This is a genomic window from Glutamicibacter sp. NPDC127525 (assembly GCF_042672105.1).
In the GTDB taxonomy this organism is placed as follows: Bacteria; Actinomycetota; Actinomycetes; order Actinomycetales; family Micrococcaceae; genus Glutamicibacter.
This window is the reverse complement of the sequence record NZ_JBHXVN010000007.1, coordinates 44,282-57,569: the sequence shown is the minus strand read 5'-3', so window position 1 is coordinate 57,569 and position 13,288 is coordinate 44,282. Positions and strand designations below refer to the sequence as shown.

The window sequence follows — 13,288 nt, the reverse complement described above, 5'->3', positions numbered from 1 at the left end:
GCATGGCATTGTTCTCTTCCCAGATAACGCAAGCGACAGGTAAAGCACGCTCCCTCATTGCGGAGCGGTCTGTTCGAGCGGAGATCGCTCACTCGGACCGGGGAATCGAGCAAGCCGACCATGTGCTTTTCTTCGCCGAGGGGCCCGGGCAGTTCTACCAGCTCGGAGTCTGGCTGGGTACCTTCGAGCGACTGGCTGCCCAGGGTCTCAACGTCGGCGTGGTGCTCATGGACGCACTAAGCGCACGACACGCGCTGGCAGAGTCGAACCTGCCGATATTGTTCTCGCGTTCCATGGAGCAGATCGAGAATAAGCTGAGCGAGTGGAATACCAAATCCATCAACTACGTGAACAACGCCCAGCGGAACTTCACGATGCTGCGCTTCAACGGACCGGCGCATATTCACTTGAACCACGGTGAGAGCGAAAAGGCCTCCATGGTCTCCAACCAGCTCAAAGCCTACGATTTCGCCTGCGTGGCTGGTGCTGCCGCGGTAGAGCGCATCACCGAGAACATCTCCCGTTTCGACCCATCGCATCTGGTGCAGATCGGACGCCCGCAGCTCGATGAACTGGAATTGCCCGGCCCTTCGGAGAAGATCCGGGTTCTCTACGCACCGACTTGGGAGGGCGACTCGCAAGCCATGGCGTACTCCTCGGTGGCTACTTTGGGCGAGAGAATTCTAGCCCAGCTGAGCAACGATGAGCGTTTCGAAGTACGTTTCCGTCCTCATCCGAAGACCGGTGATGTGTCCGCAGAGGCAAAAAAGGCCGTGGTAAGCCTGAAAAGCAACTACGCTGCCACCGTGGATGCGCTCAGCGACGCGGCGCAGTCCTTGGTGTGGGCGGATGTGGCCATCTGCGACACCTCGGCGATGGCCTATGACGCGGTAGCGCTCAACATCCCGCTGCTGCTGGCCGGAGACCCCCAAAGCAAGCTCCATTCAGGGTTGCCATTGGACCAGCGGCTGGGCAACGCCAACGGACTGGCGCAGCGGGTTGCGGATCTTGCCGCATCCTCGGTTGCCGGGGCGCAAAAACAGCTGGCACAGTACTTCTTTGCCACCACAGAACCCGGGGTGGCAACGAAGAAGCTGAGCCAGCTGCTTTCGAGCCTCTAGCCTTCTGGGCCTAGCGCTGCTTGAAGACCGTATCCTGCCATTCGCGATGGGCCGCGGGATCATGGGAGATCATCACATGCTTGACATTGGTGTACTCATCGAAAGAATACTGGCTCATGTCCTTGCCCATCCCCGAAGCCTTGTAGCCTCCATGCGGCATATCGGAAACGATCAGGATATGCTCGTTGATCCACACGCAACCGGCCTGGATTTCGGCGCTGGCACGCATCGCGCGGTCAACGTTCTTGGTCCATGCGCTCGCCGCCAGGCCATACGGGGTGTCGTTGGCCAATTCGATGGCCTCGTCATCGGTATCGAACGCCAACGCCACCAGGACCGGGCCGAAGACTTCCTGCTGCACGATCTCTGAATCCTGCGCAGCTCCCACCACCAGGGTAGGACGGTAGAACCAGCCATCGCCCGGAAGCTGCTTGCCACCGGCCAGCACCGTTGCTCCGGCATCCTTGGCACGCTCAACCATCGAGGAAACCTTCTGCAGGTGGGCTTCGCTGATCATCGAACCCATGTCGGTATCGGGATCGGTCGGATCTCCCACCACCATGGCCTCCATCAGTTCGGCCACCTTGCTGGTGAACTTCTCGAAGACCGAGGAATGCACGTACGCGCGGGTGGCGGCGGTGCAATCCTGTCCGGAATTGATCGTCGAGCCGGCCACCGCACCATGCGCGGCAGCTTCGATATCGGCATCATCGAAGACCACCATCGGCGCCTTGCCGCCGAGTTCAAGATGAACCCGGGTACCGGTCTCGGCCGCCATGGACATGATCTTCAGGCCCACGGCGGTAGAGCCGGTGAACGAAGTCATCTTCACCAGCTTGTGGCGCACTAGGGGCGAACCAACGCTGGGCCCGTCGCCAACGACAATATTGATCACGCCGTCCGGCAAACCGGCATCCTTGGCGGCCTGGGCAAAGAGCACCGAGGTGCCCGGGGTCAGCTCGCTGGGCTTGAGCACAATCGTATTGCCGGCGGCAATCGCTGGCAGGACCTTCCACGCAGCCATCTGCAGCGGGTAGTTCCACGGGCTGATCGAACCGATCACGCCGATAGCTTCACGGCGAACCATCGAGGTGGTGTTGCCCGCGTAGTCCCCGGCGGCCAATCCCTGCAAATTGCGTGCAGCGCCAGCAAAGAAATTCACGTTGTCGATGGAACCGGGCACATCGAACTGGGTCGACATGCGGATGCTCTTGCCGGTCTGCGCGGTTTCCAAAGCGGCGATTTCATCGGCATGCTTTTCCAGTTCGCGAGCGAATGCCAGCAGGTGGTCGGCCCGTTCGCCCGGGGTCAGCCGGGACCAGGTCTTGAAGGCGCCGGCGGCCGCCTGCACCGCCTGGTCAACCTGCTCGCCGGTCGCGGTATCCACGTCCAGCAACTTCTTTCCGGTGGCTGGATTCGCGCGTTCCAGCACCGGGCCGTGCCCGCGGACCTGCTGGCCATTGATGAACTGGTGTCCGAGGGAACTATCGTAGTAGGCCATGTGAATTCTCCTAGGGGGATTCAGAGGGTGAAATAGATCTTGCGCAGGGTTTCGGTGACGATCCAACGGGTTCTCATGCCCGCATGGAGCCGGACAACGCTGCCTGGAACCAGCACCAGTTCTTGGGCGCCGAAACCATCGGCTTCCAGAATCTGCACCGTAGCGCACCCGGCAAGCACCACGAAGTACTCGTCCGCTTCAATATCCTGCATGGCACCGCGGGACATCTCCCAGATGCCAATTCCTGCATCCCCGAGGGTGCCCAGTTCGCGGCAGCCTGCGGTTGCGGATGCCTGGCCGGCGACCACCTGCTCGTCGCCGATGGCAACATGCTTGACCTCAAGGGCATCGGCCTGGACGATGCTGGCTTGAAGTATTCTTCCAGGCATCAGGAATCGAACCCCATTCCAATCTTATCCATCAGCTTCAAGAAGGCCGAGCGCTCGCCTCGATTGCGATCTGCCTTGACCAGCTGGCTTGTCATCAGGTTCACGCCCACCCATGCGGCAGGTTCCGGCGGGAATGGGATCGGCTTGGTACGCACCAGTTCCAATTCGGTCAGCTCGGTCTTCTGGCCCGAGAGCAGATCCAGCATGACCCTTGCACCGAAACGGGTAGCGCCGACACCGAGGCCGGTGAAGCCTGCACAGTAGGCGACCTTGCCGCCGTAGGCCAGATCGAAGAAGGAGAAGAAGCGGGAGCAGGTATCAATGGCGCCACCCCACGCATGGGAGAACTTCACCTGTGAGAGGTCCGGGAAGCTGCCGAAGAAATGCGCGGCGAGCTTCTCGAAGGTCTGCTGGTTGGTGTCGTAGCTGGAGCGGACCTTGCCCCCGAAGTGGTAGACCGCGTCGTAGCCGCCGTAGAGAATGCGGAAGTTCCCTTCGGCGTCGATGGTTGGGCGGGCATAGTGGAACCGGTTGTTCAGGTCGGCCAAGCCCACCATGTTCTCCCAGCCGATGGCCGCGCGCTGCTGCTCAGTGAGCGGTTCAGTCATCAGCGCGTAGTCGTATACCGGCACAATGCGGGAGCGGTGGCGCTTGAGCAGAGACGGGAAAACATTGGTTGCCAGGGCCACGTGCTTGGCGGTGATCTGCCCGTCGGCGGTCAGCACCTGCACCTGCGTGCCGGCATTGTTCATCTCCACGGCGTGGGTATGCTCGTAGTATTCGACGCCTAGTTCGCTGCAGACGCGGGCAAGTTCCCAGACCAGCTTGGCGGGGTGGACCAGCGCGGTTGAATCATGGTCACGGGCGCCGGCCAGGAAGTCTGGCGAATTGACCAGTTGCCTTACCGCGCCGGCATCGAGGTAGTCGACACCCGGTGCCTCAGCTTCCTCGGCCACCCACGCAATCTGATGCTGTTCGGTGGCCACGCTGAGCGCGCCCTCGCGGACGAAGTCCACGTCCATCGCATAGCGGCGCACCGTCGCTTCGAACTCGTCGAGGTTCTTCCTGCCCAGTTCCGCAAGCAGCGCATTTTCCTTGGGCAGATGGTTTTCGCCGTTGGCCTCGCCGTGGACCAGGGAGGCTTCGCAGAAGCCGCCATTGCGCCCGGAAGCAGCCCAGCCCAGGCGCTGGCCCTCGATCAGTACGACTTTTCGGCCGGGGTTCTGTTCCTTGGCTTGGAGCGCGGTCCACAATCCGGTGTAGCCGCCGCCGATAATCAGCAAGTCGGTGGTGAGTGAGCCATGCAGCGCCGGGTGGGGTGCGGGGCGGTGCTCATGATCCAGCCAGTAGCTGGTGCGCTTGGCGCCGGCCAATGCTCGGGAGATCAGGGTGGGGGAGACTTCGGCTTCATGCCTGTCGAATGTCAGGTCATTGGTGCTGTTCATTGGTTCTTTCCTCGAAGGTAGCGGGTTCGGCAGGCGCTATCGAGGCAGGGGAACAACCAGTGGTCCGTGCGGCTTTGCCGTCTGCTGGGCACCGGGGATGCCAGTTGAGTGCCAATCGGCGGCCAAGGCTATCCCTCTTCTCGGAAAGATGAATACAAATTGAATGTGATTCATTACTCATCTAAGCCTGCGCCGCTCGGGGTTGTCAAGGTCCCGATGCCAAGCCGAAACCCGGCCTTCGAAACAGCAGAGAACTGCTTCGAAGACCGGGCCTGGTCATGCGGGAACCGCGACCGGTTTGCCGCTAGTGAATTGATGCGCCCGTCCCGGGAAATGGCGGCTGAGCCAAGCCGCGCCGAACATCAGGAGGAATTCGGCGGCCGCAACTGCCAGCATCACCGGTGCATGCTGGGAGCCGTGCGCAGCGTGGGACGCGTGATGGCCGCCAAACCACGGCATGCCGATCACCATCGCCACATGGGCGGTGCCCATGAGCGCGCTCATCACCAGCAGGCGCAGGGGAGAACCGCCGCGCAGCACGCACCAGGAGCATTTGATGCACCACAAGGTCATGGCAAGCAATGCCAGGTTCCACCACAGGGAGTGCGGCATCAGTGCCAGAACCAGCAGGTGGGTTGCGGCCAGGCCCAGCGAAGCGGCTCCCAGGGCAATGTGTCCGGCCGGCACCCTGCCCGCGTGGCTAGTCGCCGCTGCCACAGCAACCGTCTGACTCCTTGGTGGCGCAGCAGCCGTGCTGGACCGGGGCTGGAACATCAAGGACAGGGGAGCGGTCGAAGAAGCCCTCGGGGCGGATGGTGAATCCTACGGTGTCCACAGGCATCATCGGCCAGTCCTCGGTCCGCGGGAAGTGGGTCAACGCGAAGGTGTGCCACAGGCTGATCTGCTCGCCGTCGATGTTCTTGTCGTCCTCGATCCACGAGCCAATGCCGTCAACGCCCGGGTTCTGGTTCACGAAGTCACCGGTTGGATAGCGGTGGCCGTCCTCCCGCTTGGTCACCCACAGGGCCTTGGAGGCGAATTCTGCGCGACGATGGATGGAGGATCCTTCGGCGGCCAGCAGGGTCGGCAGTCCCTGGGACATCAGCTTGTAGCCCACCGGCTTGCCGAGGTAGTTCTTCGAATCCGGGTTGGTCACCACCCAAGTGCGGCCGGCGGTCGGATCGCTATCGCGTACCGCCTGCTTCTCGGTAGCCAGCACCGTGTGGCTGCGGGTGAAGGCGTTGCCCCGGGGGTTCTCCTTGCTGATGGGCAGGCGCACGGCTTCTTCTTCGATGACGCGGCTGGGTCCGCCGTCCAGGGCGAAGTCCAGCCGGGCGCCGAAGATGTGCTGGTGGAAGGGCGCGCCCAGGCCAGGCGCCATTTCCGAGGAGTAGCGCTCGTCGAGCATGGCCGAGGTGAACACGATGCCGGTGGCCTTGGCCTCGAATTCGATGGTGCCGTCGAGGTACAGGTACCAGTAGAAGCCGTAGTCGTAGTTGCCCACGGTAGTGAAGAAGCTGATCACCAGGCGGCGGTTGCGGCGCGTGTACTTCACGCCTGACCAGTCATCGGCGTGCTTGGAGAGGATCGAGGCGTCTTCCTCGTGCATGCAGATGCCGTTGGTGATCTTCTGCGCATTGCCATCGGCGTCGGTGACCACAGGGGAGATGTAGTGGATTTCGCCCAGGCAGTCGCAGCCCAGCTCCAGCGAGTTGGCCAGGCGCCCGATCAGGTACTCGCCGGTGTCGAAGTAGTTCTGCCAGCTGCGCACCGGGGAAGGGTCCCCGTAGGGGACTACCATTTCCGCAATGGACGCACGATCCAGGATGCGGCGTTCGGTGCCCCGATCGTTGAAGGCGATGTTGTAGAGCACCAGCCCTTCGCGCATGTCGAAACCGATATCCAGCGACCATTTCTCCCACTCGACGTGGTTGCCTGCGCTGACCGTGAAGCTGGCGCCCTCAGGCTGGGTGATCTCGATGGGCTTCTGGGTGGTGCGCACCGGGCCAGTGAGTTCCGGATCCGTGTAGTTGCCGTGGGTTTCGGGTACCGGGATGACTTCCAGGTCCAGCAGCTGGTCGATCTTTCCGGCGATGGTGTCGATGTAAACCACCAGTCCATCAACGGGATGGGCCCAGGCGGAGTCTTCGGCGAAATCCTGGCGGAAGGCCAGGCCGCGCAGGATGCGGCGCCCGGCTTCTTGCGGGTACTCGTCCTCGTAGACTCCTGCGGAGAGCGGGGCAACGCGCACCTGTTCTGGCGTCAGGTTGCGCTTGGCCAGAGCGGCCGCCCACTGCGGATCGGCAACCAGGATGGCCTCCACCATTTCGAATTCCTCCAGCAGCACGGGCATCTGCCCCACCTTGGCCGGATCCAGGTCGATGCGGGAGTGCACGGCCTGCGCGCCCAAGTCCAGGACGACGTCCTTGGGTGAGTTGGCCAGCTTGTCCATGAGCATGACACGGACAAAACGTCCGGGGCGGTCAGCGCGTGGATCCTCCAGGCCCATGTAGGCGATGCGGGTGTTCTCGGTGAAAAGCTGGTGGCTGACCAGCAATTCCTTGGCGGTGGCAATCTCTGCTTCGCTGAGCAGGGTGAAATCCGTGGTGGTGGTGATTGGCATGGGATTGGCTCCTTCGGCACTGAAGTGTGATCTGCAGCATTTATTATTCTCTAGTTGTAGAGAATACGGACGGGGTCAATGTGACGCAAGCCCTTGCCTGAAATAAATTGTTTTTCGCTAATCTTGAACCATGCCGAAAATCGTGGACCATGATCAGCGTCGCCGGGAGATTGTCGAAGTTACTTGGCGATTCATTGCCCGCGAAGGCGTCGAGAAGCTGAATCTGCGTGATTTGGCGGCCGCGGCCGGCTATTCAAATGGCGCCTTCAAGCCCTACTTCCCGACGCGCGATTCGCTGCTGGTTGCCACGTTCCGCTACGTGGCCGAGGCTACTGACCGGCGCATCGCCCGCATGTGCCAGGGGCAAGCCGGGCTGGGCGCGCTGGAGGCATTCTCGCGCGAAGTGCTCCCGCTTGATGAGCTGCGGCGCAATGAAGCCCGCATTGCTGTGCACTTCTGGCATCTGGCCCTCGGGGACCGTGCGCTGGCTGCGGTCAACGCGCAAACCATGGACCGGTGGCGCGAGCTCATCGACCAGTGGCTTGGGCAGCTGCTGGGTCCGGAGCATCCCGCGGCGCGTGTTGCCCGCGACTCGATGATCAATTTCCTGATGGGTGCTCAGGCCAGCAGCGTGCTCGATGAAGCTGTCAACACCGCCGAGTCGCTCGAAGCGCAGCTGCAATACCGCCTGGATGCGTTGCGCCGCCTGCACCCCCAGAGCTAGGCGGATATTCTCCGCGCGAAGAAAATAGTGACTTTTCGCTTCGCTCGGCGTACTCTCATTCGTGATGCCCGACACAGTTGATGGGCTTCAATGGGGAGGCAAGCATGTACCAACTTCAGCACGTCGATTCGTTCACCGCGTGGTCGCGGCTCATTTCCGACGCCTTCGTCAGGCTGCAAAGCGAGCAGATTTCCAGCGGCCATTTCACCGCCACGCTGGGTGCCAATATGCTCGGCGATATCGGTTTGATGCGCATACATGCCAAACCCCACGCAGTGCAACGAACCGAGAACCTCACCTCCAGCGGCGACGGGGATTTCTACAAGGTCTCCTACCAGCTCGATGGCTACGGGCTGCTGATCCAAGACGGTCGCGAGACCCTGCTGGCCCCAGGGGACCTGGCGATCTATGACACGCAGCGTCCCTACACCCTGGCCTTTGAAAAGCCGGCGTCGGTGCTCGTCGCATTGGTTCCCCATGGTCTGTTCCGCCTGTCCCAGCAGCAGGTCGGCCAGCTCACCGCCGTCGCCCTGAGGCAAACACACCCGCTGTCGGGAACCGTCGCCCCGCTGCTGCGCCATCTTGGCGCCAATCTGTCCCAATGGGATGAATTCGGCGGCTACCAGCTGGCGCGCAATACCGTGGACCTGCTGGCAACTGCCCTGGGCGGGGCGCTTGGAGCCGAGTGCCATGGCGATGCCAAGGAGCGGCAGCGCGAATTGGCCACCAGCTACATCGCCGCGCACCTGGATGATCCCGACCTGGGACCTGCACGCATCGCTGCCGCCCACTTCATGTCCGTGCGCAGCCTGCACGCGCTTTTCGAGAACCAGCCGCTCAGTGTGGCCGCACTGATCCGCCATCTGCGGATGCGCGAGGCCGCGCGCCTGCTGCGCGACCCGCTGCTGGCCGAACTGCCCGTCCAAGCTATCGGGTCCCGGGTCGGGATTGCCGATGCGGCCGGATTCAGCCGCATGTTCTCCAAGGAATTCGGTTCCACCCCGGGCAAATACCGCTGCGCCGGCTGAGGCGCAGGACACTCTTGTGCACGCGGAGCCAATGGTCCTGCACTCAATGCCAAGGACAAGCCCGAGCACTTGGGCGATGCTGATATCCAAGCACTCGGCAAATGGGGGATCGAATGGGACTCGAACAACGCACACTGACGGTGCCGGCTCTGGTCGTGATGATCATTGCCGCCAGCGCACCGCTAACCGCCGTGGCTGGCGGCGTGACTACCAACTACGCGGTGACCGGCATGGAATCCGTGCCGTTGTCCTTCCTCATGGTCGGTGCCATCCTGCTGGTTTTCAGCATCGGCTACACCGCGATGAGCCGCTACATCCCGAACGCCGGCGCCTTCTACGCCTACATTGCCCAGGGGCTGGGACGGGCATTGGGCGTGGGAGCGGCAATGGTCGCCCTGGTCAGCTACAACCTCATGCAGATCGGCATCTACGGCATGTTCGGATTCGCCGCGGCATCCTTTGCCAATGCCTCCTTCGGCACCGCCATCCCATGGTGGGCCATGGCCCTGGCCGCGTGGGCAGTTGTCGGCTTCCTGGGCATGAACCGGGTCGACTTCTCCGTCAAGATCCTGGGCATCGTCGTGGCCGCAGAATTCCTCGTGGTCATCATCTACAACATCATGGCCTTCGTGCTGGCTCCCGAAGCGCCGCAGCCGGCCGCATCCTTCAACATGGCTGACGCCATCGCACCGGGCATGGGCGCCGTCATGGCCTTCACCATCGCCGCTTTCATGGGCTTCGAATCCGGAACCATCTACAACGAAGAGGTCAAGGATCCAGCACGCACCGCCCGGCGTGCCACGATGATCGCGGTCGTCATCATCGCCTGCTTCTACGCGTTTTCGGCCTTCGCCGTAGCTGTCGGCGAAGGCGCCTCGAACGTCATCGGCGCTTCGGCACAATTCGGCCCCGACCTGATTTTCGCGTTCTTCGGCGCCAACGCGCCAGCCTGGTTCGTCGATCTGGCCAACATCCTGTTCATCACCAGCCTGTTCGCCGCGCTGCTGGCCTTCCACAACGTCATTGCCCGCTACTTCTACTCCATGGGCCGCGGCGGGGCGCTGCCGAAGTTCCTTGCCGCAACTTCGCGCACCACCCACGCCCCCGTTGCAGGCTCGCTGGCGCAGTCCACCCTCGGACTGGCGGTTATCGCCGTCTTCGCGGTGATCTCACATGGCAAGGATCCGATGTATGTCGTGTTCACGATGTTCACCTGGATGACCAACTCGGCGGCCTACGGGCTGGTGCTGCTCATGGCACTGACCTCCTTTGCCGTCATCGGATACTTCAAGGCGAACCGCAGCGGAGAATCCCTGATAACCCGGGTGATCGCTCCGCTGGTCTCGGGCATCGCCCTGGTCTACGTCTTCGCCCAAATCGTCATCAACTTCGAAATCTTGCTTGGCATGGCAGAACCGGGAATGCTCGGTTATGTGCTGCAAGGCATCGTGATCCTGCCTGGCCTCATCGCATGGGTGCTGGCACTGGTCATCCGCTCGTCCAAACGGCGTGCACCGATGGCCGAAAAACTTCCCGTCACCTAACAACTCAGTACCAAGGAGCTCAAAGATGGCTTACGCAAACGCCCAAGAACTGCTGGATGCGATCCAGCCCGCAACCGGAGGCACCGAAATCCTGGACCCGGCAACCGGTGAACTGGTTGGCCGTGTTGCCGAGCAGACTGCCGCCGATCTCGACGCGGCCGTTGCCGCCGCAAAGTCCGCCCAGCCGGCCTGGGATGCCTTGGGCCACGAAGAGCGCAACCGCGTGCTCAATGCGGCCGCGGACAATATCGAAGCCAACGCGGAAGCGCTCGCCGAGCTGCTCTCCCGTGAGCAGGGCAAGCCGCTGAACGGGCCGAATGCGCGCTTCGAGGTCGGGGGAGCAGCCGCCTGGCTGCGCGCCGCCACCGCTTATGAAATCGAGCCGGAAGTGGTCGTGGACGACGGCGAAACCTATGCCGCCAAGCACTTCCGCGCACTGGGCGTAGTGGGCGCCATCGGCCCGTGGAACTGGCCAATGATGATCTCCATCTGGCAGCTGGCCCCGAGCTTGCGCATGGGCAACACCGTGGTGATGAAGCCCAGCGAATACACCCCGCTCTCGGTCCTGGCCCTGGTCCACGTGCTCAACGAAGTGCTGCCAGCAGACGTGCTGAAGATCGTGGCTGGCGGACGCGAGGTCGGCGAGAGGCTCTCGGGCCATCCGGATATCGCCAAGATCATGTTCACCGGCTCCACCCGCACCGGCAAGGCCATCATCCGCTCCTCGGCCGATACCGTGAAGCGCCTGACCATGGAATTGGGCGGCAACGACGCCGGCATCGTGCTCGAAGACGCCGATCCGCAGGCCATCGCCGAAGACCTGTTCTGGGGTGCCTTCATCAACACCGGCCAGACCTGTGCCGCGCTCAAGCGCCTGTACGTGCCCGAATCGATCTACGACGCGGTGTGCGATGCACTGGCCGGCGTCGCCGCGCAGATGCCCATGGGTGTCGGCCTCGACGAGAACAACGTGCTCGGCCCGCTGCAGAACAAGGCCCAGTACGACATCGTCGCTTCCCTGGTCAAGGATGCCGTGGATTCCGGTGCCAAGGTGCTGCTCGGTGCCAACCCCGATGAAAACGCGGCCGGCTACTTCTACCCGACCACGCTCATTGCCGACATCGACCCGGGCAACCCGCTGGTGGTCGAGGAGCAGTTCGGCCCGGCCCTGCCGATCATCAAGGTCAAGGACACGGCCGAAGCGATCAAGCACGCCAATGCCCTGGAAGTCGGGCTCGGAGCCTCGGTATGGAGCAGCAACCGCGAGAAGGCACTAGAAGTCGCGGCGCAGATCCAAGCAGGCACCGTGTGGATCAACTCGCACGGCACCATCGACCCGCGCATTCCATTTGGCGGCGCCAAGCAGTCCGGCTACGGCCTGGAATTCGGTATTGACGGCTTGAAGTCCCTGGCTCAGCCGCAGATCATCAAGGGCTGACGGAGACTGCGTTCGCCAGCATTCCCCGGCGGTGCCCGGTGCCTATCCAGGCATCGGGCACCGCCCATTTGCGTGCGAAGGCTAGTTGATGATCTCGGCTGTTGGGTCATCGGCGATCCTTGCGATGCGTTCACGCCAGCTTTGCAAGGCTTCGGGCGACAGCCGGGTCCAATCGTGGACTTCACGGATCACCCGTACAGGATGCGCACTGCGGTAGGAACGCGTGGGATTGCCCGAGAATTTCTTGTCGGTGACATTCGGGTCATCTTCATACGCCCCGGTCGGTTCCACTTCATAGACATGGGCGGTCCCCTCCAGGGCCGCAATTTCGGCGGCCAACCCCGCGCCATCGGCAAGTGCGGTGAAGTAGATGTGGTTCATGATGATTTCGGGACGATAGTTCGAGGGAAAACCGGGGGACAGCAGATCCCCGGGGTGCAGCGCGGCTTTGGTGCCGTGGAAAAATGGTCCCTGGTCAAGATCCTGGCTCATGCGCCATGAGCCTAGCCGAAGCGCCGGCACAGCGGAAGAGCAGTGCGAGTCCTGTCCGGATGCCCACCGGGCCTTGCGGGATCCACGAACCGGTGCACGTATATTGGAGGTGAACCGGCCAACACCATTGGAGATCCCGCGTGCCCATTTTGAACAAAGACATGTCCCTTTGCATTTCGCTCTCCGGGCGACCATCGAACATCGGGACACGTTTCCACAATTACCTGTATGACGAACTCGGCCTGGACTTCATCTACAAGGCCTTCTCCACCGACGACCTGCCAGGAGCTATTGCCGGGGTGCGCGCCCTGGGGATTCGCGGTTGCTCGGTCTCCATGCCGTTCAAGGAAGAAGTCATGGAACTGGTGGACGAGATCGAGCCTTCGGCCAAAGCAATCGACTCGGTCAACACCATCGTGAATAACGGGGGTCGGCTCGTTGCATCGAATACCGATTTCGAAGCCATCGCCGCCCTCATTGCACGCCATGGACTGGATGTTCGCAGCAGCGTTCTGGTGCGCGGTTCTGGCGGCATGGCCAAGGCAGTGGTCGCCGCCTTCCGCGAGGCCGGATTCAGCGACTTGACGGTGCTGGCGCGCAATGAAGGTTCCGGACAACCCCTGGCCGATAAATACGGATACCGCTTTACCACCGTCGACCCCGCCCCAGGACACCAGATTCTCGTGAACGTCACTCCGCTGGGCATGGACGGCGCTCAAGCCGAAACGCTGTCATTCACAGCCGGGCATCTTGCGTCGGCCCAGAGCATCTTCGACGTCGTGGCATTCCCCAGCGAAACACCGTTGATCCGCGCCGCCCGTGACGCTGGCAAACAGGTCATCACCGGCGCCGAGGTCATCGCCTTGCAGGCCGCGGCGCAATTCGAGAAGTACACCGGCCAGGCGCTCACCGAGGATCAGGTGCTGCGAGCGTCAGAGTTTTCGCGGCAATAAGCGCAATCAGACGGTTCCGCGCCCTTTCGA

Annotated in this window: 12 protein-coding genes; 6 read left to right on the top strand and 6 right to left on the bottom strand. The window is 62.4% G+C overall.

Features of this window, described 5'->3' with window-relative positions; genetic code table 11:
- Nucleotides 1-2 precede the first annotated feature (2 nt).
- Nucleotides 3-1,121 (top strand): CDP-glycerol glycerophosphotransferase family protein, encoded by a 1,119-nt coding sequence (locus tag ACFVHU_RS15395; RefSeq protein WP_146112246.1) that lies wholly within the window; start codon nucleotides 3-5, stop codon nucleotides 1,119-1,121.
- Between the two features lie 10 nt (nucleotides 1,122-1,131).
- Here ACFVHU_RS15395 and ACFVHU_RS15390 read toward each other — a convergent pair whose 3' ends face one another.
- From ACFVHU_RS15390 to ACFVHU_RS15370, 5 genes are all read right to left on the bottom strand, one after another.
- Entirely contained in the window at nucleotides 1,132-2,622 is a 1,491-nt protein-coding gene (locus ACFVHU_RS15390) for a gamma-aminobutyraldehyde dehydrogenase (protein ID WP_388025203.1), read from the bottom strand.
- A gap of 20 nt (nucleotides 2,623-2,642) precedes the next feature.
- Nucleotides 2,643-3,011: a cupin domain-containing protein gene (locus ACFVHU_RS15385; protein WP_388025201.1), complete on the bottom strand. Its 369-nt coding sequence runs from the start codon at nucleotides 3,009-3,011 to the stop codon at nucleotides 2,643-2,645.
- Nucleotides 3,011-4,456: an NAD(P)/FAD-dependent oxidoreductase gene (locus tag ACFVHU_RS15380; RefSeq protein ID WP_388025199.1), complete on the bottom strand. Its 1,446-nt coding sequence runs from the start codon at nucleotides 4,454-4,456 to the stop codon at nucleotides 3,011-3,013. The genes ACFVHU_RS15385 and ACFVHU_RS15380 overlap by 1 nt, the downstream gene beginning before the upstream one ends.
- 276 nt (nucleotides 4,457-4,732) lie before the next feature.
- The gene (locus tag ACFVHU_RS15375; protein ID WP_388025197.1) at nucleotides 4,733-5,173 is read right to left on the bottom strand and encodes a hypothetical protein; all 441 of its coding nucleotides are present in this window, start codon (nucleotides 5,171-5,173) and stop codon (nucleotides 4,733-4,735) included.
- Entirely contained in the window at nucleotides 5,157-7,079 is a 1,923-nt protein-coding gene (locus ACFVHU_RS15370; RefSeq protein WP_388025195.1) for a primary-amine oxidase, read from the bottom strand. Before ACFVHU_RS15370 ends, ACFVHU_RS15375 begins: the two co-directional genes overlap by 17 nt.
- A 130-nt stretch (nucleotides 7,080-7,209) precedes the next feature.
- On the opposite strand from ACFVHU_RS15370, the gene ACFVHU_RS15365 reads away from it, so the two are divergent.
- The 4 genes from ACFVHU_RS15365 to ACFVHU_RS15350 all read left to right on the top strand — a co-directional run bounded on the left by ACFVHU_RS15365 (nucleotide 7,210) and on the right by ACFVHU_RS15350 (nucleotide 11,813).
- Nucleotides 7,210-7,803, top strand: a complete 594-nt coding sequence (locus ACFVHU_RS15365; RefSeq protein ID WP_388025193.1) for a TetR/AcrR family transcriptional regulator — start codon at nucleotides 7,210-7,212, stop codon at nucleotides 7,801-7,803.
- A gap of 104 nt (nucleotides 7,804-7,907) precedes the next feature.
- Nucleotides 7,908-8,831, top strand: a complete 924-nt coding sequence (locus ACFVHU_RS15360) for a helix-turn-helix domain-containing protein (RefSeq protein ID WP_388025191.1) — start codon at nucleotides 7,908-7,910, stop codon at nucleotides 8,829-8,831.
- Nucleotides 8,832-8,944: 113 nt separating this feature from the next.
- Nucleotides 8,945-10,375: an APC family permease gene (locus tag ACFVHU_RS15355; protein ID WP_133833525.1), complete on the top strand. Its 1,431-nt coding sequence runs from the start codon at nucleotides 8,945-8,947 to the stop codon at nucleotides 10,373-10,375.
- A gap of 25 nt (nucleotides 10,376-10,400) precedes the next feature.
- Nucleotides 10,401-11,813 (top strand): aldehyde dehydrogenase family protein, encoded by a 1,413-nt coding sequence (locus ACFVHU_RS15350; RefSeq protein ID WP_388025189.1) that lies wholly within the window; start codon nucleotides 10,401-10,403, stop codon nucleotides 11,811-11,813.
- Nucleotides 11,814-11,894: 81 nt separating this feature from the next.
- Here the strand turns inward: ACFVHU_RS15350 and arr are convergent, their stop codons facing one another.
- A complete protein-coding gene (gene arr, locus ACFVHU_RS15345) occupies nucleotides 11,895-12,305 on the bottom strand; it encodes an NAD(+)--rifampin ADP-ribosyltransferase (RefSeq protein ID WP_388025187.1) in 411 nt (136 codons plus the stop codon).
- Nucleotides 12,306-12,445: 140 nt separating this feature from the next.
- Between arr and ACFVHU_RS15340 the strand changes: the two genes are divergently transcribed.
- Nucleotides 12,446-13,258: a shikimate 5-dehydrogenase gene (locus ACFVHU_RS15340; protein ID WP_388025185.1), complete on the top strand. Its 813-nt coding sequence runs from the start codon at nucleotides 12,446-12,448 to the stop codon at nucleotides 13,256-13,258.
- The last annotated feature ends 30 nt before the right edge of the window (nucleotides 13,259-13,288 follow it).